Source organism: Bacillus sp. BS1807G30, from assembly GCF_040047675.1.
GTDB lineage: Bacteria > Bacillota > Bacilli > Bacillales > Bacillaceae > Bacillus > Bacillus altitudinis.
This window is the reverse complement of record NZ_CP157353.1, coordinates 997,803-1,023,273: the sequence shown is the minus strand read 5'-3', so window position 1 is coordinate 1,023,273 and position 25,471 is coordinate 997,803. Positions and strand designations below refer to the sequence as shown.

Genomic DNA, 25,471 nt, shown 5'->3' with positions numbered 1-25,471 from the left:
TCTCATTCATTCCACCTATAAAGAAATTTCTAGATTTCCATCAAAGAAATAAAGGATTTTCTCCTCTAATGTTCTGTTTGTTAAACGTTCTACCGCTGCTGTATACAACGATATTTGCGTTTCATAGCGTTTTTTTAACATCGCTTCAGCTTCCTCTAATCCACCTGAGAATCTGCCAGTCACTCGATCTGTTTTATAATCAAGTAAATAGAGCTTGCCATCTGCTTCAAATAAACAATCAATCATTCCTTGAATGAGCACAGGTTCACCTTCTGCATCAATATGGCTGTATACCTCTTTAACCGGTAAAACCATACTAAACGATACTTCTCGTTTCACCCAGTCCGCTTTACGCAGTTTTTGACCAATAGCAGTAGAAAAGAAGGCCACAATTCCTTCTCGATTGATTGACTGGATTTGTTCATCTGTTAGTAAGTCTTTCTCTTTTAAAGAATGGAGCAGCTCTTCTACACGAGATTCATCGTATGGTTCATTTGAAGGAAGAGGGATATGCTGCATGACTGTATGCATGGCCGTCCCTTGTTCTGCGGCTGTGAGTGTTTTTTTCTTCATAAAAGCCGGTCGTTCGTACAATGTCGCATGAGCTTTTCGAATAGAAGAAGGCACACTGTATTCATCCTGTATTTCTTTCATTCTTTTGATCTCAGAAACTGACTGCTTAGTCCCTACTTGGGAGGCCGCTAAATATGGATATCGCCATGAAAGCCTTTCTTTTACTTCCTCCTCGTAATCGCCATATCCTTGAACAGGCACCCCTTCCATTAATGCTTGTACCACTTCGTCTTGTTTTTGTTTTTCAAGTAACATGTCTTCTTTTAGAAGATCGGACGCTTGATGAAAGGTGATAGAAAATGATGATGGATGAGAGAGAACGACTTCTCTCGATTCTTCTAAAAGAGATGACATCGCTTGATGACGGATAAGAGCAGGGCCAATAAAATCTAAGTATGTTCTCGCTTGATAACGTTCAAAATCAGGGAGGAGCCAGTCGTTTCCGTTTGCGGTATTTTGCCACTTGCTTAAAGCTTTCACTTGATTTTTGACAGAGCCGACTAAAAATAATTTTTCCTTCGCCCTTGTGAGCGCCACATATAGAACCCTCAGTTCTTCAGATAATAACTCTTTTCTCATCTTTTTTTTCATCGCGATCAGCGGTAATGTTGCATAACTAATTCTCAGCTCAGGATGAATATATTTGCTGCCAAAACCTAGTTCTTTATCGAGCAAGTAGGACTGATTTAGATCCATCATATTAAAGTTCCTGCCAAGTCCTGCAGTAAACACAACAGGGAATTCGAGTCCTTTACTGCTATGAATGGTCATCATGCGGACAACATCCTCTGTTTCACTGAACGTTTTTGCCGCTCCAAGATCATCTCCACGCTCTTGCATTCTTTCAATAAATCGAAGAAATCGAAACAGCCCTCTAAAAGCAGCCTTTTCATACTGTTTTGCTCGATCATATAAAGCCCGAAGGTTTGCCTGTCTTTGCTTGCCTCCTGGCATCCCGCCGACATAATCTAGATATTGTGTATCTCGGTACACTTCCCAAATCAGTTCTGCTACCGAATGCTGAATCGAAAAATCACGCCATTTGCGTAATTGAAGGAAGAAACGCTCCAGCTTTCTGCACGTCGGATGATCAGAGTGTGTCACACTCATAAATGCCTTCACAGCATCATAATAAGTGCCTTTTTTATCACTGGTTCTAATCAGTGCCATCTCATTTTCGTCTAAATGAACAATAGGTGACCTTAAAACAGCAGCGAGCGGAATATCTTGATATGGATTATCAATCACTTTTAACAAAGAAAGAATGACAGATACTTCTGTAGCTTCGAAATAACCTGAGGAAAGATTCGCATAAACAGGGATCCCCTGCTTCTTCAACTCTTCCATCATTTGCGGAGCCCACGGCATTGATCGAAGCAAGATCACAATGTCTCGATACTGCAAGTTGCGGGTCAGCTGCTGTTTTGCATCGTACACTTGAAAAGGCTGTTCTACCAATTCTTTTATTTTCTTTGCAATCACTCTCGCCTCAAATTGAACCGTCTCTAGCTCTTCTCGTTCTTCATCGCTTTCTGTGTCGTGCTGATCTAAATGAACAAGAAGCATTTCTGTCGTCGTGTCTTCGCTTTGCGGATAACTCGCTCCAAGCTTTAATTCAGCTTGTTCGTCATATTCAATTTCTCCAACTGTTTCTCCCATCAGCTGTTTGAACAGAAAGTTGGTACTGTCTAATACATCAGCCCGGCTACGGAAGTTTTTATTTAGATCAATTCTTTTACCTGTTTCATTGCTGTCTGCTTTAAATTGTTTATATTTATTTAAAAAGAGCATCGGCTCTGCAAGTCTAAAGCGATAAATGGACTGCTTCACATCACCAACCATAAAGCGGTTGCCTTCGGCAGGATGTTTTCCTTTAGACACGAGCTTTAAAATCGTTTCTTGGACAAGGTTTGTATCCTGGTATTCATCCACGAGTACTTCTTCAAATTGCTGTTGATAGTACTTAGCCGCTTCTGTTTCAATGAGATTTCCTTCTGCGTCCTGCTTCGCTAAAATGCGCAAACAATAATGTTCTAGATCAGAAAAGTCTACGATTGATTTTTCTTGTTTTGCTCTCTCGAAACGCTCTCCATATTGAATCACAAGCTCTACAAGTGTTTCTACAACTGGCTTCATTTCAGCCAAGCTTTTTAAATGCTGATCGGGACTGCGCATAAAGTATTCATCTTTTAGCTTTTCTAATTGTTTTTTGGCTTGATTGCGTGCATCTGTTGCTTTTTCTAACAGAGCCGGGTCATAGTCATCCCCTTTGCAAGTCTTTAACCTTTTAAAATTGATGTTTGGCAAAAGCTCATAAAGTGTCCCAAAATCATCTTGATGCCTTATTAATTCATTTACTTGCTCTAAATCATCTATAAAATTCTCTGCTCTCGGTGCTGGACCGCCCGGCTCTTTTGATAAAGTGAGCGCTTGTTCCAGCAGTTCCTGACAGCTTCTTAAAACGAGAGAAAGGTCCTCTTTGATATATGGATAAAAGGGTAATTCTTCTACCTTTGTCTGTGTATCCACATCATAAAGAGAAAGGAATGCCCGCATCCATTGTTCGGGCGCTGGATGTGACCTAGAAAACTCATAAATTCTTTTGACAAGCCATTGAAGATCTAAATCATGCCGATCAGATGTGTAACGATCAACGAGTTCAAAGAATGACGGCTTTCCAGCCTTATACTCATCCTCAAACAGTTCATCTAACACTTCATCTCCTAATAATTCTCCTTCTGTTTGATCAGCCAAACGAAAACCTGGATCAAGGTCAATCTCATAATAAAAGGTACGGAGAACTTGCAAACAAAAAGAGTGCAAGGTAGAAATATTGGCACGATTCATAAGTGACAGCTGTCTCCGCATATGAAGTGATCCAGGGTTTTTAGATAGTTCTTTTTCAAGTGCTTCAGTGATCCGGTGCTTCATTTCTGCTGCTGAAGCATTGGTAAAAGTCACTACGAGCAGCCTGTCCACATCAACTGGCTGCTCAGTCCGAGTCATTTTTCGAATCAGCCGTTCAACCAAGACCGCTGTTTTCCCTGACCCTGCCGCTGCAGCAACAAGAATATCTTGTCCTTCTGAAACGATGGCGTTCCATTGGTCATCTGTCCAAGTACTGTTATTCGGTTTTGGTATTTGCATACTGATCCCCTTCTTTTTTGATCCGGTCTAACATGACATCATCCTTCTCAGATGTGAGCACCCTAAATTCATTATCTTCTATTGATTCATCAAATTGGCAAATAGACTTAAAAGAGCAAAAGCGGCAAGGGGTTTGATCCTTTAATTTATATGGGTTTATCTCTACCTCACCGCTTGTAATTCTTTCTCCTGCCTCTTCAAAGGTTCGCCGAACGTGTTTAGTGAGAATGTGAAAATGATCTTCACTTAATACCGCAGAGTCAGATCGGAAAGAACCATCCTTTTTCAAACCAGCTTGGATGACTTGTGATCTTCCTGATTCGAGTGTTTGATCCATCAACTTCACTGCTTCCACATCTTCGAGCAATAGACCCTTCATTTTAAATTTCTTCAATATTTCCTGCTCAATTGCATCCTCTGCTAGCGGAATAGGCGCTTGAATCAGCGGGTCATGAATATGGAAGTATAAAATTCCTGCCGGTGTCGCTTCCATGCCAAGCCATTCTTTAGAATACGTAATGGTCAGGTCTAAATAAGTGAGCATTTGCAAGGCTAAACCGTAGTAAACTTCTGCTAGATCAAGCCCCTTCTCACTGGACTTATAGTCGACAATTCTTAAAAGAAGTCCTTTTGATCCTTCTGCTTTATCCACTCGGTCAATCCTTCCAACAAGCTCCATCGTGCAGCCGTTTTTTAATTGAAAAGTAAACGGCGGCAGAGGTCCTTGACCTCCAAAACCTAACTCAAGTCCAACCGGAGAGAATCCGCTCACTTTTGCATGTTCGCTTAATATAGAAGACACCCTGATGAGGATTTTTTGGAGCTTTTCTTTTATATAAGCATGCCGATTAGAGCTTAATAAAATTTCTTTTTGCAGACGTGGAGCCAGCTGTTCGATTGCATGCCTTGAGTAGGTCACACAATCTTCCTTCGTTAAGTTTTTCCAATCCTTTTTTTGTTCAACAAGCGTATCTGAAATCAGTTTTAAAGCCGAGTGAAAGAGCTGGCCGATATCAGGTGCTTCTAATTTGTAAAATTGTCGATCTTTTAGTTTTAGCCCGTGGGAAGCAAAATGAGAAAATGCACATGCATTGAATTTCTCCATTCTTGAAACACTGCCCTGAATATGGTCACCGTAAAGTTCTTTTGTGACATTTGGCTTTAAACGCTTCGCTCTATTTGTAAAGAACAAGCTGGACATGATTTTTTTTGATACGTCGCGGTTGGACGAGGTCATCAAATGATTATATACACTCCACCATACGCCGCTGATCGGATATTGATTGAGCCATTGTTGCAGCTGCGAAACGGTATAGGATAACGAGACATGCTCGTTTGTTACAAATTTTAATTGCTCCTGATCATTCAACTGCTCTGGATCTAACACATAGAGGGCTTGCTGATGGTTTGGCATCAGTTCCTCACAATACTTGATGAGGGTCGAAGGCAAAAGAGATCGCCCTTCCGTATCTGAAGCTGAATAGGATAAATACAGGTAGTGCGATGGACTGGACAGCGCTTGATAAATCAAAAATTGTTCATCCAGCAGCCGTTCCTTCCCTGTCTCTGCCAGCTCTGCTCCTGCACGTTTTAACCATTCCCGGTCGTCCTCAGACAATACACTTTCATCAGAGGGCCGCGCAGGTATAACCCCATCATTTACTCCAATGAGAAACGTACACTTTACTTGATACATTCTGGATAAATCCATACTTCCGATAAAGACTTGGTCAAGTGAAGGGGGAATCAAAGCGAACTTGAGAGAGGACAGTCCTGTATCCATCATCTGTTGAAATAATGGAAATGAGAGCTCCTCCTCGCCCAGCATTTCAACAAATTCATCCATTAATTGAATGACAGCATCCCATACTTGCCCATGCTGCATCGCTTCAGCTAACCTGCCTGCTTCTTCTGCCTCAAGCCTTGCCTTTTCAAGCTTTTCTGGCACTTGGGCTTCTTCTAGAAAGACATACACTGCCTCCACCATGTCTCTTAGCTTTTGCGCTTTTTTCAATCTTTTTTGCAATTGAAAGAGAGGTGGAACAATCCATTCTTTTACATCATTCAGCATTTGCTCCATTTCTATTTCTTGATCGGTTTGTCCAAAATCTTCATCTAGTGATTGGAAGCGGCGATAATGAAATCGTGAACCATTCGTCCAGCGTTCACCTTTTACACCGTAAGCAATACAATAGTTTTCAAGCTGATCTGCCTGTTCTCTTGCTTTGTTTTTGGCGAGTTCAAGCGGAAATAAGAACTCCGTTTTCACACAGCGAAACACCGCCTCATACCGCCAGTTCCCTTTTATGACATCGAGGCTCGAACGAATGAACTCAATGAGCGGATGATACTGCATCGATTCATTTCCATCAATAAAGAAAGGAATATCGTAATCTCGAAACACCTCTTTTAACGTATCTTTATAGTCGTCTACATGTCTTGCAACAATTGAGATATCTCGTAACCTAAGACCTTCCCCTCTTACTAAATCAAGAATATCTCTCGCTACTCCCTCAATTTCAGCTCGTTTATTTGCACTTTTCGATACGGTAAGGTGAGGCGTTTCTTCTTGATACGGCTGCAAAGGTCTCTGTTCATATTGATTTTCTAAATAAGCTAGATCTTGGGTATGAAGATACCGCTTATTTCTCTCCAAAATGTTCTCAGAAATAGCCGCTCCGCACTCTTTTGCCAGCTGATAAAGCTGGGAATATGTCTTACCTGTCATGCGAAATAAATCAAGTTCATTTGGCTGCGTGTCATGATAGGAACGATCCACTGTGAATGCAGCTGTTATTTTTTCTGCATGTAGCAAAAGCTGTTCAATGACAAGAAGCTGTTGGGGGGTAAACTGATAAAAACCATCTATATAAATGTGTGCCCCTCTCAATTCTTCTGATAAAGGAATTTGCTGAGCCAGAAGTGTCAAGTAATCCTCTGAATGCACATACTCATCTTGCAGATGCTGCTCCATCTGCTGATAAAGAACATGAAGATCATGCAATTTTTCCGCCGCACGTCTTTCTTCTGTATACTCTGAATGCATGCTGGATGCCGAGATTTTTTCAATATCCTCTGGCATCATACAGTACCTTTTGAATTCAGCCATCGTCTTTTCTATTTGCTCAACAAATCCCGGTTTATCACTCGCCTTTTTGAATACCTTAAACTTGTCTTTCTGTTCTTCTATTACTTTTCTTAAGAGCATTTGAATCCCTGTGCTTGTGACAAATTGACGGTTCGCACCGCCAGTCTGCTGTAATATAGACCAGGCAAGCCGAGTAAAACTAAAGACTTTGGCCCTGATCATTCCACCAGCTTCAGATGTTTTTGCAAGCTCATATTCCATTAAAAATGTCATTTGATCCGGGACTAAAAAAATGATTGGCGGACCCAGCGGATCAAGCCGAAGTTGTTCTTTGATTTCTTCTAGAATTGCAGTCGTTTTTCCACTCCCCGATCTGCCTGCTAAAAACTGAATCTCCACGTTCCACAACACCTTTCTTATGTACTCATATTCTAGCGAAAATAAAGGTAAATAGCTATTTTCCTATCACCTTCCCTTTCTCCTCCGATTGAAAAGGAAATAGGCACCTTTCCCGACTCTTTTCATATCATAAACCATCATGATCTAAAAGGAGGCTGGCAATATCATGTATTACGGTTATTATGACTACTCACCATATGACATGCGCCAAAACACAAGGATCATTGCAGACCTTGAAAAGGCCATCAATGGCGAATATTCTGCGATCCAATGCTATGAAAAACTTGCACAAAAAGCAAAAAATCCTGAAGCGAAAAAAATCATTCAAGAAATACGTCAGGATGAAGTCAGACATTATCAGCTATTTACAAAGCTATACTATTCTTTGACTGGTAAAAACCACAAACCAAGCATAACAGAGCCTTGTCCAGACCAATTTAGGGAAGGTCTCTTATTTGCCTTTAAAGACGAACAAAAAACAGTCGATTTTTACTTAACGGTATCAGACTATGTCCGTGATCAAGGAACAAAGGAATTAATGAAGCGTATTGCTCAAGATGAACAGCAGCATGCTGTCTGGTTTCTATATCTTTTAACGCACCATGTTTCTTAGATAACCCTATTTTAATAGGAGATCGTATGTTCCGTCAAAAAATGAAATTGCTTTTTTGCTCATTCAATATGTGAAATAAAGGGCTGTCATCATCAAAACGCCTCTTCGCTTTTCCTTTTTTAATGATAAAACGACCTTTTGACCATAAAAAAACTCCTCTGCTACAAATCGCAGAAGGAGTTTTTTGTTATTTAATGAAATTTTGCTTCATTGCTTTGCTGCTGTTGTTTTAACAATCCATCAATCGATAGCATCTTGCTGCCACTAAGTGTCAAGTAAAGCGCCATGACCATTAAAGAAAGTTCAAATTCATAACCGCCCACAAATCCTCTTGAAAAACCAACTGTGATAATGGCTACAGCCATAATTGGCACAAATAAAGCTGCGAAAAGACGTGTGCCTAAACCTAGAATCAGGGCAATTCCACCAACCAGTTCAATTGTTTTGACAATATAGGCCATAAATTCAGGAACACCAATTTGACCAAAAAATGCAGCAGTGCCTCCTAGTCCACCTTGATATGCTTGAAGTCCATGTAAAAAGAAAATAATGCCTAAGATGACGCGTACAAAAAGTGTTCCTATTTCTTGATTTGTTTTCATATAGTGATTTCCTCCTATTTTTACACTACATCATGTAATGTTCATTCGTAAAAAAAATTAGTAATTTAAGTTGAGCATAATCATTAAGACCACCATGAGGATGGTTGATGTCACAATTGGGATAAGTGGTACATTGAAAGGTATGTTGTATGTTGGGTTTAAGATTTTTTGGATTCTTAAATTTAATGCTCGGTCTCCAAAGGACACGGCAAATTTCGTTTGTTTTTGAAACTGGGTTCTATTTTTAATGAGTTTCAAAAGGGCTTGCCCTACTCCAAGCTCAGTCCCTGTCTGCTGAATGGCATAGTCATCTGCAATGACCTCACGAAAAACGGAGTAACTTTGTCTCATATGCTTTAACACAGGAATGTACCAAATCACTTTTGTGAGCATAGAGAAAGTGAAAGTCTTTAAAGGGTCGTAGCTGTATTTGTGATGTAATTCGTGATAGACAACCGCATCGATTTCTCCTTCATCCAGCATGTCTATAAGCGCTGTTGAGAGATACACTTTTGGCCGAAGCATCCCCATTGCGAAAGCAAGCGGTTCATGGCAATGAAACACAATGATCTCATTTCTATACTTGTCTGATAGACTTTGCGTTGAATGTTGATCGACTGCCATCATCATATTTCTTTTGAAATGAAGATACTTTCTGATCTGCTTTGTCATATAGAAAACGGCAAAACCAAGCGTATACAAGACGAACGCATCCAGAAAATACTTTAAAGGAGTGAATCCATAAAATTCGAGAACAGATTGACATACATGGATCAGGTTATATGCTTGATTCCAGCCAAAAAAGCTTGAGAGTACATAATAGCCCATCTGGTAAAAGATCACTAAGCCAATCAATATACCGCCTAAAAACAGCAGACTCGACTTCATTTTAATCATGTCGTTTCTCCTCTTTTTTGGATGCAAGCCTTGCTTCGAGTACCTTCAGTAATTCAGGATCAGCACTTTCAATTGCGTCCACCATATGATTGACTGCAAGGGGGCCGAAATCATCCATCAGTCCTTGAGTAATCCATTTCGTTTGCTCATTTAGAAATTCTTCTTTTGTTAAAACAGGGTTATAGATAGATGAACGCCCTTTTGTTTTCTTTTCCACAATTCCTTTTTCGGTTAATCGATTGAGTACCGTCATGACCGTGTTGAAATTAATTGGCTTCTCATCTGACAGCTTCTGCTGTACCTCTTTAATCGGCATATCCTCACCTTGATAAAGGATCTCCATAATCCTTCCTTCTAAAGGACCGAAAAAGCGGTTCAATCCCTTTTCGTTATATTTAAAAGAAGGAATTTTCATGTCATCACCTCACACTATGTAGTGTAGTGTAATTGAAAATGATAGTCAACTGATAACAAAAATAGGGGAAAATCGTTGTATATTGTATTTGTTTTTGGCAAAAATTATATGTCATTTATATCAAAAACAATCTTTTTTCTAACAGAGTTAACCATAAGATAATCTTATGAAAATACTAAAAAAATTCGTATTTTATTTATAGAGACTTTTGTATTATAGTGAAGATAACAACATTTCACTTACTGAACAAATATACAGGAAGAAGGTTTATATGTGATGAAGCAAGGAAACAGCCTTCGAACCGATCTCATTTTGATTGCGGTAAGCGGTTTAGGTGGATTCCTTTTGTCTCTAACAGGGATGTCTATCGGCTGGATGATTGGCACATTAATGACAGCTGCATTTATTGCCCTGCGCCGTCCCGCCCTGTTTCAGCGTAAAGGAAAGAATACCTTACGTATTCACAGTAGATGGCTACTCCTTGGTCAATTCATTCTCGGAATCGAACTAGGACAAAAAATGAACATGAAAGTCCTTCACATTTTCGCTGAAAATTGGCTTCCCGTGAGTTTCATGCTCGTCTTTTCTATTTTATTAGCCATGCTCTCCGGGTTTGTCTTATGGAAGCTGAGTAAAACAGATATGCTGACCAGCTTTGTCGGCACTGCCCCCGGCGGTCTTTCCGCTATGCCGGGCATCGCCCAAGAGGTTGGAGCAAATACAGCTGTAGTGAGTCTCGTACAAACGATACGTGTGTTAATGGTCGTACTGACCATTCCATTTACGGTATTTTATTTAAATACAAAAAGCCAATCAGATGCGGTAGTCGCCCAAGGCAGCGCCTTCTCATCAGGCGTTTTCACAATATCAAACATTTCTTGGACTGCTGCACTCATTTTAGGGGCATGGCTGATGTCACGCCTAGCTGTGCGTCTTCACTTTCCTGCCCCTTGGCTCATCGGCAGTATGTTAGGTGTGGCAGCTCTCCAAGTAGGGGCAGGCGCCTTGACAGGTCATGATTTGATTCCTTACTGGCCAGCCCAAGCGAACATTGCGTCACAGGTATTTCTAGGGGCAACCATCGGGTCAAAAATGAATAAACAAATGTTTGTCGGGCTAAAAAATACCTTGATTGTGGCCGTCGTCAGCTCAGCCGGATTGATTGCCGCGACCGTTCTCAGTTCAATTGCCATTGCAGAAATAACAGGTATTTCTGTCATTACGGCCATTCTTGCTTTTTCGCCTGGCGGTATTGCAGAAATGGCAACAACAGCTGTTACACTTCATGAGGATTCCACCTTTGTTGTGGCTGTACAAGTCGTTAGAATTATTTTGGTCATCGCCATGCTGCCACCGTTTTTTCGTTTCTTACATCATGTCTGGGCAAAAAGACAGACTGATTATAAAACCGCTAAATAAAAAGAGCCGCTTTGCATAAGCAGAGCGGCTCTTTTTTATTCATCATGATTCCTTTTTACACCGACTACTTGATCCTTTGAGATCGTTCCAAAATGCCGGCTGTCAAAGCTATGTATTCGATTATCTCCGATCACGAAGTAATGATTGTTTTGTATGTTCTGACGACCGGTGATGGCTTTCAGCTGAAAATCACCTGTTAGGACGTTGCCCATTTTATGTTTTTTCTGCTCTTTTAAATACGGCTCTTTCCATTTCACACCATCAACAAACAGTTGATCATCTTCATATTTGATTGTTTCTCCTGGAAGTCCAATGACCCGTTTGATCAAGATTTGATTTTTAGGGCCATGAAATAACACATAGTCAAACCGGCTAATTTTCGTGAGTTTTGGCGAGAACTTGTTAATTAATAATTCTGTTCCATCTGTAAATGTCGGGTCCATACTAACCCCTTCTACTTTGTACGTGACAAACATGAAATTCTTTACTTGGAACAACAAGACGATGCATGTAATAATCATGAACCATAGCAATGGCTTCTTTTTCATTAAGAGCCTCCTTTGTCCTCACGCTGACTCATCCGAATATTCAACCTATTTTCTACTCTCTTTCCAACATACCATAATAAAGCAATGACTAGAACCGCAAAAACACTTCTTAACGGATTCTTTACTAAAGCAGAAATGTCATAGCCGATAAAACTAATAATAAAGAGCATGACACACTTCCCTGATAAAGCAGCTAATGAGAACTGCCAGACGCTGATTCTTGATAGACCTGCTACGACATTAACGGCAGCAGAAGGTGTAAAAGGAAAGCAGAGTAAAATAAACAACGGACCAAATCCCCGCTTTTCAACCCAAAGCATTAGCTTTTGAATAGAAGGGTGTCTGCTAATAAAGTTCAACATCCTCATCTGTCCAAATTTTCTGATCAGTAAAAAGACAAGGATAGAACCTGCACTTGCACCAATCCAGGTCAATAAAAAGCCTTCCCATAGCCCAAAAGCATTTGCATTGGCCACCGCAAATGCCACGAGAGGTAAAAACGGTAGAAATGCTTCTATTAAAGGGAGTAATATAGCCACAATGGGTCCAAAAGCCTTGTAGCTTTCAAAAAATGATGTGATATTTTCATGAGTAAATATAGCAAGAAATGATGGCAACTTGTTTGACTCCTTCAAGGTTTGTCTATCTTTCATTTTACATGGAAAACATAAAAATATACAAATGAATCCCTCTCAGCCCCCCCCTTGAGATTTTTCAACTCATCCGATATAATAAACAAGAACAAGTGTTCTATATATAAAGAAAGCAGGCATGGACATGACGAGATTATCAAGCGTACAACTTCAGATGATGGAACAAGCCATCTTTCTTCCAATGGTCATCTCCATCCTCAATCGTGATTTGACGCACCTTAAAAAACATCAAACATTCAAACTAAATGAACCATATATTCAGCTAGTCACCTCTTCATTAAAAGAAGCACAAAAAGCCCTTTATCAACTGAAACAACAGTTACGTAAAGAAAAAATGAACGTACAGCAAATTGAACACGATGAAGGATTTACGACATATTTATTTCTGATAAATGGCTATGAAGAAAAGCATAAATATTTTAATCCCCGTATACGTCATCGTGTAGAGGAAATGCTCACCCATTATTTTCTCCATTCTGGAAAATAAATTATGGTTATATTTTACATCAAAGGAGGAAATCCCTAATTTTTGTCGAATGGATAAATATACCAAAAAATTAGGAGGTTTTTACCCATGATCAAAAAAATAGCAGCACTCACTTTAGCAGCAGGATTACTTGTGCCAAGTACCGTTTCGGCATTAGAACCACTGCAAACAGGAAAACAAGCCCCAGCAGCATCTGCACAAATAACAAGTGTAGCCTATACAACGGTTTCTATCGTTGGAAAACGAGTGAAGTTTGAAGTGAAAGCACTCGAAAATCCTTTTAACATGAATTACTATAATCGAATTGCTTGGACGAGTACGGACGAAGAGCCAAGTGTATTCAATGACAATATTCTATCGGTCATTGTCGCTAAAAAAACCGGACAGGCTTATCAAGTCTTTTCATACGAAGCGCTCACTTCGGTAAAGGACAAGATTGAATCAGGTCAAAAGGTGTATGGCTGGGCGCTTGCTTTAAATGGTGTGTGGTACCCAACGATGCCTGCAACCCTCTACTATTAAAAAAAAGCCTGCCATAGCGGCAGGCTCTTTCTCCATTATGACAATTCGAGCTGTTTTCTCAGCTCTTGTCTCACTTCTTCTAATCCTGGTCCATCTAACTCAAAGTAATACACATTCCCAGGCTGGTAATCGTGCCCTTTTAATTGGATGGTATCCACTGATTTTAATGAACTCAGTAAAGGGAATAGACCGATCAACTGTTTCATGGATAAATTGGTGGAGACGTTATCCCCAAGTGTATCAATGATGTTGTCATAAGACGGTATGGAAGAAATGGATTTTGATTTTTCAAAGATGGCTTGAAGTGCTTCCATTTGGCGCTTTCCGCGCATGAGATCACTATCTGCCTTTCTCGTTCTCACAAACGCTAATGCTTCTTCACCACTGAGCGTATGCGTGCCTGTTTCCACATGAACTTTTCCTTTTGAATCCTTTTCCATTTGTTTTGCAATGCCTTCATCTTCAATCGTTACGTCAATTCCATTTAGCTCATCGACAATGTCTTGAAACGCCTTAAAGTTTCCTGCAATCACATAGTCTACCGGGATGTTTAACAAATTCTCTACCGTTTTGACTGATAAATCTGCACTCCCAAACGCATGGGCGTGAGCAATTTTATCATATCCTCTCCCCGGTATATCAACATAAGAATCACGAGGAATACTTAGGAGCTTGATCGTTTTGTCTGTTCGATTCACCGTCGCCAGTAAGACCGCATCACTTCTTGCTTCGTCTACCGTTTCACCTGGACGGCTGTCAATCCCTAAGAGCAGCACCGAAAAGCTATCCTTTCCTGGATCAAAAGCTTTCACACGCTTTTGCGAGGTCTCTCCTCTTTCTAAAGATACTTGCGCTTTATTCGACGCTTTTGAAATTTTATAGTATGCATATCCTGTGACAGATACAGCCATAACCATGACAAATGCCATGATAAACAGCACGACTTTCACCCAAGGTCTTAGCCTTCTTTTTGATCTTGTTTTCTCCTTCATCCTTTCCGAACCCTCACTCTATCTTAGTCTCACAATGTAGGTTCCACTATAACATATTTTGATGAAAGTTTCCTGCACGCAACATATTTTTATGTATCCACAATAAAAAAGCTGCTCGATAGGAGCAGCTTTTCATCGATTACTTTTGTTCAATTCCTTTTTTCACTTCATCAATCATCGCATTCAATGATTCAAGGCCGCCGCCTGCTAAATACCACATGTCAGAGTTTAAATACACCACATGATTGTTTTTAACCGCTTTGACTGATTTCACATAATCATTTTCAACAAGCTGTTTCGCAGACGTTTCTTCTCCAATCGCCGCGCCGCGATCCACGACAAATAAGTAATCTGGATTCGTTTTGACCATATACTCATACGAAATGCTTTGTCCGTGTTTATCAGATGGCTCTAGCTTTTGATCTGCTGGTGTAATCCCAAATACATCATGAATCAGACCATATCTTGACTTAGGACCAAATGCCGTCATTTTGCTGTCGTTCGCCATAATGACGAGTCCATTTTTCTTTAACTCTTTGGCTTGTTTCTTTAATGAAGCCACTTTTTGGTCAATGGCAGAAAGTTCTTTTTTGACTTTGTCTTCCTTATCAAAAATCTTTCCTAATGTTTCAGCATTCTTTTTAAATGATTCCATATAGTTTGCGTTATCTACATCCATATAAATCGTCGGAGCAATTTTAGAAAATTCATCAAATGCATCTGCTTGACGGTGCTGAATAATGATCAAGTCAGGCTTCATCTCTGCAATTTTCTCAAAGTTTGGCTCTTTTAACCCGCCGACATTCTCATATTTGTCACTTTCATATTTAGATAAATAGTGAGGAATCACTTGTTTTGGTAAGGCTGTCACGTTGACACCAAGCTTATCAAGTGTATCGAGACTTCCCATATCAAAAACGACGACTTTTTTCGGGTTTTTCTTGATCTTCACACCGTCTTTATTCAACATATCCTTTACTGTTACGGTTTCCTCATTCGTTCCCGCTGTTTTTCCTTGGTTACCACAGGCAGCAAGGACAGCAATCGCTGTTAATACTGTTATCATCCAAATCCATTTTTTCATGATTGATCACCTCTTCATTTTTTCAAGAAAAATATAAGCAAATACGCTCACCACGAATGACTTCGATCGGTATGCGCATGTCATAAATGTGTTCAAGTGCTTCTGTTTGAATCACTTCATCAACGCTTCCTTCTTTGACCACCTGACCCTCTTTTAAGGCGACGATGTGATCTGAATAGACAGATGCAAAGTTAATATCATGGAGAACAACAACAATCGTTTTTCCAAGATCTTTCACGAGCTGCTGAAACAGCTTCATCATTTCAACTGAATGGTTCATATCTAAATTGTTTAAAGGCTCATCTAAGAAAATATAATCCGTATCCTGAGCCAGCACCATGGCAATAAAGGCTCTCTGCCTTTGTCCGCCGCTTAGTTCATCTAAATATTGATGCTGGATTTCGACGAGTCTCATGTATTGAAGCGACACATCAATCATGTTCTCATCTTCTTTTGTCAAGCGGCCTTGAGAGTAAGGAAAGCGGCCAAAGCTGACAAGCTCACGAACGGTCAGACGCACACTCATGTGGTTCGACTGCTTCAAGATGCTCATTTTTTTCGCAAGCTCCTGAGGAGAGTAGGCACGATAAGGTTTGTCCTCTAAACAAGCTTCCCCAGTATCAGGTTGAATCAGGCGGCTCATGATGGACAAAAGCGTACTTTTGCCTGCGCCATTTGGACCAATGAGAGAGGTCAGCTGTCCTTTTTTTACACTGACAGTTGTTTCGTGAAGCACTGTTTTTCCGTTATATGTCTTACTGACTCCCTTCATCACGACCATGAACGACTCTCCTTTAAAAGTAGATAAATAAAATACAGTCCGCCGACTAAATCAATCAGCACACTAAGCGGTGTTTGAAACGTAAAAACCTTTTCCACAAGAAATTCCCCGCCAACAAGCGCAATGACACTAATGAAAAACGAGCCTAATAGCAAGTACGTGTGCCGATATGTACGAAACAGCTCTCTTGCCACATTTACGACGAGTAAGCCAAGAAACGTAATCGGGCCGACGAGCGCCGTCGCAATAGAAACAAGGACAGCAATGACGATCAGCATCTTTTTTGTGATCCTGTCATAGTCAATCCCGAGATTCACAGCCTGTTCCTTTCCTAACGACATGACATCTAATTTCGCGCGGAAGGTCCATATATAAAGACAAAGTGCCGCAAATAAAAGAGAAGCGAAGAGTAAAATATCTGTGTTGATGTGATTAAAGCTGGCAAAGGACTTGTCCTGTACGACTTGGTATTCATTCGGGTCAATGAGCATTTCCATAAAGGAAGAAAGACTTTTGAACAATGTTCCAAACACAATCCCGACAAGCAGGAGTAAGAAAATATGCTTGTTTTTGCGCTTGAACATCACCGTATAGAGCAGCACAGAAAAAAGAATCATCAATCCAACGCAGAGAAAGAAATTCAGGTTCTTATTCGCGATCATCAAATTGGTCGATCCAAAAAGATAAATAATCGCCGTTTGCAAAAACAAGTAAAGCGCGTCTAACCCTAAAATGCTTGGCGTTAAGATTCTGTTATTGGTCAATGTTTGAAACACAACAGAGGAAAAGGCAATCGCGCCTCCTGTCAAAGTCATGGCAAGCACCTTTTTTAAACGGCTCGGCACTGTGTACTCCCAGTACCCCATTTGAAAGGTGACGAAGATGACAACGAATACGGCTGCAATGGCTGCAATGAGAAATAATGTTCGTTTCTTATGCATAGCGCTTCCTCCTTAATAACATGTACAGGAAGATCGCACTTCCAATGATGCCGACCATAAGCCCGACAGATATTTCATATGGATAAATGATCACCCGTCCGAGTACGTCACATATGAGCACAAAAATGGCCCCTAATAAAGCCGTATGCGGCAGGCTCTTTTTCAAGTGATCCCCTCGGTAGATCGATACAATATTCGGAATGATTAAGCCAAGGAATGGCAGCATGCCAACAGTCAAAATCGTTACAGAAGTAATCATCGAAACAATCACCAAACCAACTGCCATGACACGTTTATACGTTAAACCTAAATTGACGGCAAAGCTCTCACCCATACCAGCCACTGTAAAGCGGTCAGCATATAAATACGCGATGATCAATAGAGGAACACTCACATAGAGCAGTTCATAACGTCCCTGAACAATAAGAGAAAAATCCCCTTGTAGCCATGCGGATACGTTTTGGATCAAATCATATTTATAGGCTATAAACGTGGAAATTGAACTGACAATTCCGCCAAACATTAAGCCGACTAACGGTACGTAGATCGTATCGTTCACCTTAATATGGCGTAAAATTTTTAAGAATAATAGATTGCCAGCTAACGTAAATAAAAACGCAATCGCCATTTTCATCAGCGGGCTTGCCTGTGTAAAAACAAGCATGGCGGTTAAAATACCCAGCTTGGCCCAATCCATTGTTCCTGCAGTCGTTGGAGAGACAAACTTATTTCTCGTCATGCTTTGCATGATAAAACCGCATAAGCTCAGGCTCATGCCAGCAAGCACAATACTCATCAGCCGCGGGATGCGACTTGAAAATAAGGTGTTCATTTGTTCATCTGATAGATGAAACAACTGTAAAAGAGACAGGTCCTGTACTCCGACAAACAGCGACGCACATGCCAAACACACAAACAACAAACTTAATTGGTACAACTTCATACAGGGTTCACACTTTCTATCAAGCTCTCTGCCACAAATGATTATCATTATCAATTAAGCGGCAGTTCATATATTATCATATTTAGTGAAATATTCAATAGTAGAATGAGAAAGGGTCAAAACAGCAAAAAAACAGCTTTCAGGATCAGCTGCTTTTTTATGCTTCAATATTCAATTGAAATTGCCCTTGCAGTTCCTCTTCAGCTTCTTGAAATAACTGCCGCAAATTCTCTGCATAATCACCAAGCTCGTCTTTGCTTGCTTGATAATGAATCCATGTGAGCTCTACAGGCAAGCTCACTTCTCCTGTTAAACAGTCCCAAAGGGCATCAAGGTTTTTCCCGTAATGATCAGGAAGTTGTAACACTGTTTTTAGTTGATCATGAAGCTCCTCTTGTGATCTGCACACTGCACCATTTAGCTGTACTTTTTTCATTTCCCTCCCCCTCTCCTGTCTTTATTTTAAACGAATTGGAGAGGAAAGAGAAAGAACCCATTTCACTTTTGCCTCTCTCTGAAACTTAAACTAAGCAAGATCAGACAGGCAGCCAACACGAGCATGAAAAAGAGCGTTAACACTGTCTGAGTACCGTACATATCAGCAAAGAGACCAACGAACACACTTGGTATGCCAAGACCTAGATACGCAAACAAGTAATATCCAGCAACGGCTCTAGCCGCTTCCTTCTTCCCTTTCTCAACAATCAGCTGGAGACCGCCTAAGTAAGTAAATCCATAGCAAGCTGTGCCCGCTAAAAGAGTTCCAGCAAGGACAAGGAATATAGACCCGCTATTAGCACCGAATAACAGCAGGCCATATCCGCACGGAAGACAAATAAAACCGATACGAAGCGCTGCACTGCTATTCATCTTTCGGACAAAGGGCTGCATCAGAACACCTGCCATATTAATAAAAAACAGCGCCGGGCCTACCCACAATTCATAGCCATTTAATTTAAGCTGTGCTGGCAAAATCGAAATGACAAGACCGCACACAGACCATGCGATAGCAATGGCTATGTTCGCTGGCATTGTTCCTTTTGGAAACCTCGGCATGTTCATGAGCGGTTTACTTGCATCCCCTTGTACAGGCGGCACCAAAAAGAATACAGCAACAATCGTCAACATGATCAAGACCAACACAATCCAATAGCTAAGAGGCGTCAGTGACACTCGCTCAAAAGAAAGAATCGCTGTAAAAAGAGCACCTCCTCCAAATCCAATTGAACTGCATAATGCGATAAACGTTGGGATCCAGCCCGATTTCTCTGGATATAAAGCAATCAAGTAGGCAGTACATGTGCCAACACTTAACCCAAGTCCCACTCCTTGCAGCAGCCGGGCGACAAAGAGCATTTGTATGGTCGGCTGCACGATCATGAGCAGGGTGGCACATAATGAAAAGCAAAGAGCGATCAATAAAATCGGTTTTCGTCCAGCCCGGTCAGACATGCCGCCAAGTAACAGTAATACTGGAATCAGTCCGAAAACATACGCAGCAAACACAAGGGCTGTTGACGCCTTTCCGTATCCTGCCTGCTCTGCATATTCCGTATAAAGAGGGACTTGCAGGTTCACTGCTGTTGTAATCATAAAAAGGCTAAATAAAACGAACACAAACGGAATCATAGATAGCTGTGCTGTTTCTTCTTTTGATGCAGGAATCATGGGACTCTCTCCTCTGTGTAAATGATATGAACCAGTGTACACATCATTTGGATTTCTTCCCACATCCAAAAATGAAGCTATTGACCAGTCCATAATTCCATGTCATCATCAATGATGACATGACAAAGGAAAGAAGGTGCACTGTGTACATTCATTTAGACCGTTCCAGCTCTACCCCGCTCTGGCAGCAAATCGTCAATGGCATCATTCAAAAAATTCATACAAACACACTGAATCCTGATGATCAGTTGACCCCGACAAGAGTATTAGCACAAGAGCTCAACGTATCTCGATCCACCGTACAGCTTGCCTATGATGAACTGCTGGCAAGAGGCTATGTCAGCACCTCTAGAAGAGGCGGGACAAAGGTCATTTCAAGTGATCACTATGCTGCTTCTCCCCCACATCAAAACGAACCGCCTTTTGCACTTCCGACAAGACCTCACTTTGACGAGGCTGAAAAACAAATGGATCACTGGCTCTCGGCCAATCAATTTCATGAAACACTTGAGATTGATTTCCGCCATCAAGAACCAGCCATCGACGACCATTTTCAAAACATATGGAAACGCTCGCTTCTAAAAGCACTACAGCGCTTAAATATGAAGGATTGGGGCTATTCTTCTCCGCATGGATTATGGGAAGTGCGTTCAGAAATTCGCCAATACTTATCGGTTGAACGCGGCATTGATATAGAAGAAGACCAAATGGTGTTAACAGGGGGCACACAGCAAGCCATTGACTTAATTTCACAAGTCATGCTCAAAAAAGGAGATACAGTCGCTGTTGAAGATCCTGGTTTTCCTGGAGCTAGGTTGTCCTTTCTACATCGCGAAATGAATATTTACCCCGCACCAGTCGATGAAGAAGGAATGATGGTGAATACATTGCCAGAACGTACAAAGCTGATCGCAGTAACGCCCTCTCATCAGCGGCCAACCGGTGTCTGTATGAGCGTCAATAGAAGACGGGAGCTGCTGCAGTTTGCTGCGAAGGCTCAATCTTACATATTAGAAGATGATTTTGATGGGGATTATCGTTATCATGGCGGACCGCTTCCTTCTTTATTTTCAGAAGCACCCGATCATGTGATCTATATTGTCAGTTTTTCCAAGGTACTTGCTCCAGGCATCCGCCTTGCTGCCATCATCGGCTCCAAAGCAGTCATCAAAGAAATCGCTGCACTGCAATCACTTATTCAAAGACAGCTGCCGATCATGGAGCAAATCACTCTTGCCTCTTTTTTCAGAGAAGGAGAGTTTACGCGATATGTCAGGCGGATGAGACAGGTGTATAAAAAACGGCAGGCAGCGATGATGGATGCTCTTTTGACACATCACTTTGACAAACACTTCCGTTTATATGGAACCGATACAGGCCTTCACGTCTTTTTGGAAGGAACATCAGACTTTGATGAACAAGGCACGATTGAGGCCGCAAAAGCGGCAGGTGTCGGCATTTATCCATTAAGCCCCTATTGTTATGAAAGCAAAAGGAAAGGGTTGCTGCTTGGCTTTGCCTGTACGGATGAAGCCATGATTCAAGAAGGTGTACGCCGATTAAAGCAAACACTGCACATCTAAAAAAGCCTGGAAGTCTCTCTTCCAGGCTTTTCATTGTGATTGCTGAACGTTTCCTACTTCTTCAATGAAAGAGGCTGTCTCTTGCAATCCATCTTGAAAATGTTGAGTTGCTGACATAAACAGCTTTTCTTGATCAGGACGCTTCAACAGCTGCTCTACCTTGCTAATTCCTTTTTCAAATGAAGCAAGACCTGTCTTTAATTGTTTGTCTGCCTTTTGATACACAGCTGGCACTTCTTGATGAGTAAGCCCTTTTTGAATGACACGGTCGAATGCTTTCGTCGCTTTTGTCAATTTTTCATTTACTTGAATTTTTCCATGTCCATCCGAAATAAATTGATCGGTCATGTTTTCATATGCTTCATTTAACTCATCCATATAACGCTGAACCCATTGTTCATACGCAGCTTCTTTTGTGTTTTGTTTTGAAGGCGGCTGACCTGCTTGATTGCAGGCCGTGAGTAGTGTCACTGTCACGGTAAATAGCAGCATCAAATGCCATCGTTTTTTCATACAGGGCCCCCATTTCTCTTTCCCATTTGTTCATATCGGTCAAATATGATCAACTTTTACCTCATACGAACACATTGCAAGAAATGACTTGTTTTTATTGTAACAGACCGCATGTATCACTTCTGTGATTTATGCGGAAATGAATGAAAATCCTTCTAATGGTTCACATTTCCCTGCCATTTCATGATGATACAGTCAATAGACGACGAGAGAGGCACGTTTGGTTTCAATCTATTTCATCGTCGTCATTTTTTCTCAAATAAAAAAGACCCCTTTCGGCGCCTTTTATGACCCTACCAATTTATTGCAGCTTTCCTTTACAAGCAATCTCCAGCTCTTCTACCACTTCACCATCTTGAATGAGGTATGCTTTTTCATGAAGATTCACAGCAGGACAGATGTGGTTCGGAATAATTTGCACCTTCTCACCGATCTGTACACTTTGACGAAAGCCTTCATGATAGATAATGGCATGCTCGTCAAATACGCTTGAAACAAATACATCATCATATTCTTTCACTTTGCCTAAGCCCTCTGTTTTCGTCAGCCCTTTTGTACGTGTTTGTGCCGTCAGCCCCTTGGCCCCTACATCTGTAATCACCCGACGCTCTGTCGGTTTACTAATGACCGTCGTCAGCACAGATGCTGCACAATGTGAATATGTGCCGATTACATTGGACTGGGAAGCATCCATCAAGATGTATGTGCCTGGCCGTATTTCTGTGACTCCTTTTGGAATATCAAATTGAAATAAAAATGGCGGTGTTGATCCAATACTGACGATCTCTATCGGCATACCAGCTTCTTCTGCAATCTGCGCAAAACGGAGCGTTCGATTTACAGCCTCCTTGTATAATGTCCGGCAATGTGCTTTACTTTCCGCTTGATACGTATGGCCATCATGAGAAAAAATCCCCTTTAAATGAACGGCATCACTTGTTTGAATCGCCTCTAATATGTGGCAGAAATCACGTTCTTCAATGACACCAGACCTTCCCTCTCCAACCTCTATCTCAATTAAAACCTCCGCTTTTTTCTCTGATTCACAAAAGACTTGCTCAATCTGCTTCACATGCTCAACACAATCTATACCGAATGAAATCTGTATCGACTCTGCCAGTTTACGAATCCGCTTGAGTTTAGTCTCACCTACAATTTGATTGGCGATAAAAATATCCTTGAGCCCATGGGCTGCCATTACTTCAGCCTCTCCTACTTTCGCCACCGTAATGCCAGATGCACCTTTCTCTTCCTGCAGCTTGGCAAGTGCAGGCGTTTTATGCGTTTTCGTATGAGGGCGCAATTTGACATGCTGACGGTCTGCGTATTGCTGCATCGCCGCTACATTCTCCATCATCACCCTTTTATCAATGAGTAGTGCCGGCGTATCCAGCTCTTCATACATCATCCCCATGACCCCTTTCATTGTATAAAAAATTATACGATATAGATAAATTATATATTTTTTTATACGATAATCAATGGTTTTTTCTGCAAAAAAGTGATGGCAATGAGTAAGCAGTCCAGCGGCTGTCTGCCGCTGATCTCTCACTAATAACGATTACGAAGTTCTCTTAAGATAAAATCATACACAAGGTTGAGCTGCTGTTCCTTTGGATACAGCATAAATTCTTGTTTCTTAGGAAGACCTCCATCAAGTCGATCTTGAAATTTCGTTCGAAGATACGCTGTTCGGTGTACCTGACTCTCAAATGACTTATATGAGACATCTAGTTTGACCGATTGCTCATTTGTAAAAGTAACAACCGTGTCTCCGAGGGATGATTCCTGAAAGATATGAATGTATTTGTGGGAGATCCATCCGCATTGAGGGCGGTTGGATGAATAGGTTGGGAAGAAATACAGATGATTGGATGAGTCAATCACGATGGGAGGCTTGTGGGAAATTCCTGTTACTTCGTATGTTCCCGCTTTTCTGCCTGCATAGCTTGAGCCAAAGAACCTGCAACTGCGTTCTATAATTTGCAGCGGCTTTAATTCAACGTAAAAGCTTGTCTCTCTTTCGATCACTTTTGAATATACTCGTTTTCCTTCTTCAACCGGAAGGACCGCCATTGTTGTTTGATTAATGACGTATGAATCTAATGGTGTTTCACTAATTCCTGACACTTCATTTCCTCCTGTGTTAATTTTTGGTTATTTTAGATACTATTAATCTATCACCAACGTATAAGAAACGACAGGATTTTTTCAATATTTATTTAAAATCATCTTTTTATCATATTTTTTAGTACATTCGATCTATCTAAAAGCCATTTTTAAAGATATATCGTATCTTGTCGACTGGACAAGGGGTGTCGATATGGCTCAAAAATAAATTGTCTAAAAATTATAAATTCTTGTTGATTTTTTCTCCGCCAATCCATATACTATAAAAAAGGCATCGGGGGGATTCTTTATGAAAGAGAAAAAAACGTATGCTGAGCTCATGAAGTCCCGCAACACCCAAAAAACCGAAGAGAATGGCGTTACTATTTTAGACATTTATATTCAAATGGTTTTAGATGAGGCGCTTTATAAACAGCGCTTAACCTTCCTTAGAGAAGAGATTGACAAGGCTCTAGATCAGCGTGATGAAAAGCGTTTTAATGACCTGTCAGCTCAATATGCAGAACATTGCTTACATCAATCATGATGATTTTACTTGCGGCAGAGAGACAGAAACTTGTCTCTTTACCGCAAGTTTTTTGTTTTTATCCATTTAATATGGTTCCGCCATTCACATGAATCATTTGTCCATTCATATAAGAAGAGTCTTCGCTCGCTAAAAATAAATAACTCGGCGCTAACTCTACTGGCTCACCAGGCCGCTCCATTGGGACATCTCCACCAAATTCAGACACTTCCTTTTCCGTAAATGTGGATGGAATCAGCGGTGTCCAAATCGGTCCAGGCGCTACCCCATTTACCCGAATCCCTTGTTTGATAAGAGATAGAGATAATGATCTTGTAAACGTTACAACCGCCCCTTTTGTCGATGAATAATCAATTAAGGTTTCATGACCTTTATAAGCAGTGACCGATGCTGTATTAATAATACTGCTTCCTTTCTTTAAATGAGGGAGCACCGCTTTTGTTAAATAGAACATGGCAAATATATTCGTTTGAAATGTCCGAAGAAGCTGGTGAGAGGTAATCTGTTCAATGCTTTTTTGCGGATGCTGTTCACCTGCGTTGTTGACCAAAATATGAATCGAACCGAAAGCATCTTTTGTTTTTTTGACGACCTCGTTTGAAAAAGCTTCATCCCCTAGGTCACCTGCTATTAAAATGACGCGTCCTCCCATCTTTTCAATATAGTCCTTCGTTTCTTCCGCATCGCGATGTTCATTCAAATAAACAATTGCTACATTGGCTCCTTCTTTCGCAAATAAGACAGATACTGCTCTTCCAATCCCGCTGTCTCCACCTGTGACAATCGCCGTTTTCCCTGTCAGCTTTTTGCCTTGCACCTCTCGATCAAAGATAGGTCTAGGGTTCATTTTATATTCAAGTCCTGGACGTTCGTTCTGATGCTGAGGCGGTAACGTTTTCTTTGGCTGCTTTGTTGACACGTCAGTCCACTCCTTCCTTTTTATCTCG

Annotated in this window: 24 protein-coding genes; 6 read left to right on the top strand and 18 right to left on the bottom strand. The window is 40.9% G+C overall.

Annotation, left to right across the window (positions count from 1 at the left end; translation table 11 throughout):
* Positions 1-15: 15 nt before the first annotated feature.
* Both addA and addB read right to left on the bottom strand, forming a co-directional pair.
* On the bottom strand, positions 16-3,720 hold the full coding sequence (gene addA, locus ABG082_RS05185; RefSeq protein WP_348936626.1) for a helicase-exonuclease AddAB subunit AddA: 3,705 nt from the start codon (positions 3,718-3,720) through the stop codon (positions 16-18).
* Entirely contained in the window at positions 3,698-7,207 is a 3,510-nt protein-coding gene (gene addB / locus ABG082_RS05180; RefSeq protein ID WP_348936625.1) for a helicase-exonuclease AddAB subunit AddB, read from the bottom strand. The genes addA and addB overlap by 23 nt, the downstream gene beginning before the upstream one ends.
* A 166-nt stretch (positions 7,208-7,373) precedes the next feature.
* On the opposite strand from addB, the gene ABG082_RS05175 reads away from it, so the two are divergent.
* The gene (locus ABG082_RS05175) at positions 7,374-7,820 is read left to right on the top strand and encodes a ferritin-like domain-containing protein (protein WP_007499129.1); all 447 of its coding nucleotides are present in this window, start codon (positions 7,374-7,376) and stop codon (positions 7,818-7,820) included.
* Between the two features lie 191 nt (positions 7,821-8,011).
* Here the strand turns inward: ABG082_RS05175 and ABG082_RS05170 are convergent, their stop codons facing one another.
* The 3 genes from ABG082_RS05170 to ABG082_RS05160 are packed head-to-tail and all read right to left on the bottom strand — an operon-like array spanning position 8,012 to position 9,734.
* Positions 8,012-8,422: a DoxX family protein gene (locus ABG082_RS05170; RefSeq protein WP_073415055.1), complete on the bottom strand. Its 411-nt coding sequence runs from the start codon at positions 8,420-8,422 to the stop codon at positions 8,012-8,014.
* A gap of 57 nt (positions 8,423-8,479) precedes the next feature.
* Entirely contained in the window at positions 8,480-9,319 is an 840-nt protein-coding gene (locus tag ABG082_RS05165; protein ID WP_281201349.1) for a M56 family metallopeptidase, read from the bottom strand.
* Positions 9,312-9,734: a BlaI/MecI/CopY family transcriptional regulator gene (locus tag ABG082_RS05160; protein ID WP_007499135.1), complete on the bottom strand. Its 423-nt coding sequence runs from the start codon at positions 9,732-9,734 to the stop codon at positions 9,312-9,314. Before ABG082_RS05160 ends, ABG082_RS05165 begins: the two co-directional genes overlap by 8 nt.
* A 276-nt stretch (positions 9,735-10,010) precedes the next feature.
* Here ABG082_RS05160 and ABG082_RS05155 point away from each other — a divergent pair, with 276 nt between their 5' ends.
* Positions 10,011-11,153: an AbrB family transcriptional regulator gene (locus ABG082_RS05155; RefSeq protein WP_019743342.1), complete on the top strand. Its 1,143-nt coding sequence runs from the start codon at positions 10,011-10,013 to the stop codon at positions 11,151-11,153.
* Positions 11,154-11,188: 35 nt separating this feature from the next.
* Here ABG082_RS05155 and lepB read toward each other — a convergent pair whose 3' ends face one another.
* Positions 11,189-11,701, bottom strand: a complete 513-nt coding sequence (lepB, locus tag ABG082_RS05150; protein ID WP_007499139.1) for a signal peptidase I — start codon at positions 11,699-11,701, stop codon at positions 11,189-11,191.
* Positions 11,701-12,318 (bottom strand): TVP38/TMEM64 family protein, encoded by a 618-nt coding sequence (locus ABG082_RS05145; protein ID WP_017360223.1) that lies wholly within the window; start codon positions 12,316-12,318, stop codon positions 11,701-11,703. Before ABG082_RS05145 ends, lepB begins: the two co-directional genes overlap by 1 nt.
* A 160-nt stretch (positions 12,319-12,478) precedes the next feature.
* Here ABG082_RS05145 and ABG082_RS05140 point away from each other — a divergent pair, with 160 nt between their 5' ends.
* The gene (locus tag ABG082_RS05140) at positions 12,479-12,841 is read left to right on the top strand and encodes a hypothetical protein (RefSeq protein ID WP_008348633.1); all 363 of its coding nucleotides are present in this window, start codon (positions 12,479-12,481) and stop codon (positions 12,839-12,841) included.
* A gap of 87 nt (positions 12,842-12,928) precedes the next feature.
* Positions 12,929-13,363 (top strand): enoyl-CoA hydratase, encoded by a 435-nt coding sequence (locus ABG082_RS05135; protein WP_224559575.1) that lies wholly within the window; start codon positions 12,929-12,931, stop codon positions 13,361-13,363.
* Between the two features lie 35 nt (positions 13,364-13,398).
* Here the strand turns inward: ABG082_RS05135 and ABG082_RS05130 are convergent, their stop codons facing one another.
* The 7 genes from ABG082_RS05130 to ABG082_RS05100 form a co-directional block, all read right to left on the bottom strand.
* Positions 13,399-14,355: an LCP family protein gene (locus ABG082_RS05130; RefSeq protein WP_008348636.1), complete on the bottom strand. Its 957-nt coding sequence runs from the start codon at positions 14,353-14,355 to the stop codon at positions 13,399-13,401.
* Between the two features lie 139 nt (positions 14,356-14,494).
* Positions 14,495-15,439 (bottom strand): siderophore ABC transporter substrate-binding protein, encoded by a 945-nt coding sequence (locus ABG082_RS05125; protein ID WP_125589106.1) that lies wholly within the window; start codon positions 15,437-15,439, stop codon positions 14,495-14,497.
* A 22-nt stretch (positions 15,440-15,461) separates the two neighbouring features.
* Positions 15,462-16,220 (bottom strand): ATP-binding cassette domain-containing protein, encoded by a 759-nt coding sequence (locus ABG082_RS05120; RefSeq protein ID WP_081114757.1) that lies wholly within the window; start codon positions 16,218-16,220, stop codon positions 15,462-15,464.
* Complete coding sequence (locus tag ABG082_RS05115) at positions 16,211-17,161, bottom strand: iron chelate uptake ABC transporter family permease subunit (protein WP_025207102.1); 951 nt, start codon at positions 17,159-17,161, stop codon at positions 16,211-16,213. The genes ABG082_RS05120 and ABG082_RS05115 overlap by 10 nt, the downstream gene beginning before the upstream one ends.
* Positions 17,154-18,104 (bottom strand): ABC transporter permease, encoded by a 951-nt coding sequence (locus tag ABG082_RS05110; protein ID WP_017366964.1) that lies wholly within the window; start codon positions 18,102-18,104, stop codon positions 17,154-17,156. The genes ABG082_RS05115 and ABG082_RS05110 overlap by 8 nt, the downstream gene beginning before the upstream one ends.
* Before the next feature lie 157 nt (positions 18,105-18,261).
* The gene (locus ABG082_RS05105) at positions 18,262-18,540 is read right to left on the bottom strand and encodes a barstar family protein (protein ID WP_019743339.1); all 279 of its coding nucleotides are present in this window, start codon (positions 18,538-18,540) and stop codon (positions 18,262-18,264) included.
* Between the two features lie 62 nt (positions 18,541-18,602).
* Entirely contained in the window at positions 18,603-19,772 is a 1,170-nt protein-coding gene (locus ABG082_RS05100; protein ID WP_017366962.1) for an MFS transporter, read from the bottom strand.
* 143 nt (positions 19,773-19,915) lie between these two features.
* On the opposite strand from ABG082_RS05100, the gene ABG082_RS05095 reads away from it, so the two are divergent.
* Entirely contained in the window at positions 19,916-21,355 is a 1,440-nt protein-coding gene (locus ABG082_RS05095) for a PLP-dependent aminotransferase family protein (protein ID WP_019743338.1), read from the top strand.
* 30 nt (positions 21,356-21,385) lie between these two features.
* Here the strand turns inward: ABG082_RS05095 and ABG082_RS05090 are convergent, their stop codons facing one another.
* From ABG082_RS05090 to ABG082_RS05080, 3 genes are all read right to left on the bottom strand, one after another.
* On the bottom strand, positions 21,386-21,868 hold the full coding sequence (locus ABG082_RS05090; RefSeq protein WP_008348662.1) for a hypothetical protein: 483 nt from the start codon (positions 21,866-21,868) through the stop codon (positions 21,386-21,388).
* A 301-nt stretch (positions 21,869-22,169) separates the two neighbouring features.
* A complete protein-coding gene (locus ABG082_RS05085) occupies positions 22,170-23,276 on the bottom strand; it encodes a D-TA family PLP-dependent enzyme (RefSeq protein WP_282833500.1) in 1,107 nt (368 codons plus the stop codon).
* Between the two features lie 143 nt (positions 23,277-23,419).
* A complete protein-coding gene (locus tag ABG082_RS05080; protein ID WP_017366958.1) occupies positions 23,420-23,998 on the bottom strand; it encodes a competence protein ComK in 579 nt (192 codons plus the stop codon).
* 289 nt (positions 23,999-24,287) lie between these two features.
* Between ABG082_RS05080 and ABG082_RS05075 the strand changes: the two genes are divergently transcribed.
* Complete coding sequence (locus tag ABG082_RS05075) at positions 24,288-24,524, top strand: IDEAL domain-containing protein (RefSeq protein WP_008348804.1); 237 nt, start codon at positions 24,288-24,290, stop codon at positions 24,522-24,524.
* 58 nt (positions 24,525-24,582) lie between these two features.
* On the opposite strand, the gene ABG082_RS05070 is transcribed toward ABG082_RS05075, so the two are convergent.
* Positions 24,583-25,443, bottom strand: a complete 861-nt coding sequence (locus ABG082_RS05070) for an SDR family oxidoreductase (RefSeq protein ID WP_348936624.1) — start codon at positions 25,441-25,443, stop codon at positions 24,583-24,585.
* Between the last annotated feature and the right edge of the window lie 28 nt (positions 25,444-25,471).